This window comes from Cobetia sp. (genome assembly GCF_983723665.1).
On sequence record NZ_CFDJES010000144.1, the window covers coordinates 1 to 2043 of the forward strand.

At 60.2% G+C, this 2043-nt stretch carries 2 protein-coding genes; one reads left to right on the forward strand and one right to left on the reverse strand.

What is annotated here, in order from left to right:
• A partial coding sequence (locus tag AC4FAH_RS12360; RefSeq protein WP_490246116.1) for a TetR/AcrR family transcriptional regulator occupies positions 1 to 497 on the reverse strand: 497 nt, incomplete at its 3' end.
• 297 nt (positions 498 to 794) lie between these two features.
• Between AC4FAH_RS12360 and AC4FAH_RS12365 the strand changes: the two genes are divergently transcribed.
• The gene (locus tag AC4FAH_RS12365) at positions 795 to 1349 is read left to right on the forward strand and encodes a carboxymuconolactone decarboxylase family protein (RefSeq protein WP_043333113.1); all 555 of its coding nucleotides are present in this window, start codon (positions 795 to 797) and stop codon (positions 1347 to 1349) included.
• Positions 1350 to 2043: the final 694 nt, after the last annotated feature.

Below are 2043 nucleotides of genomic sequence, written 5' to 3' on the forward strand. Positions count from 1 at the left end.
TGCAGGCGACGGCCGAGGCGTTCCGGCTGGTGCGCGGGGCGCTCGGGGTCGATGAGTTCACCGGCGTCGCGGGCGTCCGCGAAGGCCTGGCGGAAGCGGGCTTCCATGTTGGCGAGCAGCATCTCGACCTTGTCGCGGGCGGCCTGTTCACGTTCGCCGAGTTCCAGCAGGCTCTTGGCCAGCATGCAGGCGCGGGACGGCACTTCGCAGTCGCGCAGTCCGCCGAGCTTGCGGATATAGGTGGCGAGAGCGGTCAATGGCGAGTCGTGGCTGGCCATCAGGCTTTCCATCTCGCGCAGGCTGCGCGCGGAGTAGCAGTCCAGCGCTTCCTGGAAGAGGCCATCCTTGCTGCCGAAGGTGGCGTAGATGCTGCCGGGACGCATGTCGAGCGCGTGCTCGATATCCTTAAGCGAAGTGGCATGAAAGCCCTTCTGCCAGAAGAGATTGAGCGCCCGTTCGAGGGAATCCTGGCGGTTGTGCAAGGTCGCGCGTGGCATGGCTGTCCTGACGATGGGGCTCGCGAGTGACGTCTGTCTTCGCGCGGCATGGCGAAGCGGGCGGTCTGCAAGGAGCAAGGTATTGAGTGAGTACTCAAGTTTAACTTGAATGATCGCTCAAATCCAGCTAGTGTGTTCCCCGACAACGCAGTGCAGCGGATGGTCAGGCGTTATTTTGAGCGTTTGCTCATATCTTGCCTTTCATCCTCAGGGGCGCTGCTGGAGGCTTCATGCCACTGGCTGGCAGCCCGTCCCTGAGATTCCGCGCATCTCGCTCATCATTCCGAAGGAGTTCTCATGACTGATTTCACACTCTATACCGCCGACAATGCCCCGCAGGACAGCAAGCCGCTGCTCGGCAAGTCCGTCGAAGCCTTCGGCATGGTGCCGGGCTTGCACGCCGTGATGGCCGAAGCCCCGGGCCTGCTGGAAGGCTACCAGGTGCTGCACCAGCTGTTCCTCGACAGCAGCTTCGATGATGAAGAGACCACCGTCGTGTGGCAGACCATCAACGTCGAGCACAACTGCCACTACTGTGTGCCGGCGCATACCGGTATCGCCAAGTCGATGAAAGTGGATGACGCCATCATCGAGGCGCTGCGCAACGAGACGCCGCTGCCGACCGAGCGCCTGGAAGCCCTGCGCACCTTCACGCTGGCCGTGGTGCGTGAGCGTGGCTTCGTCGATGACGCCACCGTGCAGACCTTCCTCGATGCCGGTTACACCAAGCGCAATGTGCTGGAAGTGATTCTGGGCCTGTCCCAGAAGGTGATGAGCAACTACACCAATCACCTGGCCGAGACGCCGATCGACGAGCCGTTCAAGAAGTTCGAGTGGCACAAGCAGGGCTGAAACTGAGGCGAGAGGGCACGGTAAGTGCCTGTGCCATCAATGCTAATGAAAATATTTCTCATTAGTGTTGACGTCTGAGCCCGCGGGTCATATTCTGGGGTCATCGCTTCCCCGCCATGGGTAGCGGTGTCCCGGCCAGCGGAGTCAGGCCCCTGTCCGGGAGGCTTCTCATCAGACAGTTTTACGGTCCTTGCCAGCGGCTCATCCTACGGGGTGGGCCGCTTTTTTATGCGCAAAAAAAGACGCCTCCTTCGCTTGCACGAGGGAGGCGTCCGGAAGCGCTTCTCGATTCACTCGCTTTCCGTCTGCCAATGACAGGGAGGAAGGCTTGCGAGTCGAGCGGTGCTTCGTGCTCACCAGATTTGGATGTCAGGTCCCTGGCAAGCGTCTCATCAGGCCAGTCACGACCTTGATATTCTGGCGCCATGATACGTCAGCCGGTGAGGGGAGGCCAGCGGCGCGTGAGATAAACGCTGACTCAATGTTAATGAAAATATTTCTCATTAGTATTGACGGCGTCTGCTGGAGAGCATAATCTGGATTCATCGCTTCCCGCCATGGAATGCGGTAGCCAGAACAGCGGAGTCAGGCCCCTGTTCGGGTTTCTCCTCATCAAGCTAGTCACGGTCTTAGGGCGACTCTCACGGGTCGCCTTTTTTCGTGTCTGGCCGTCAGACGCTGCTCTGGCGCGCTA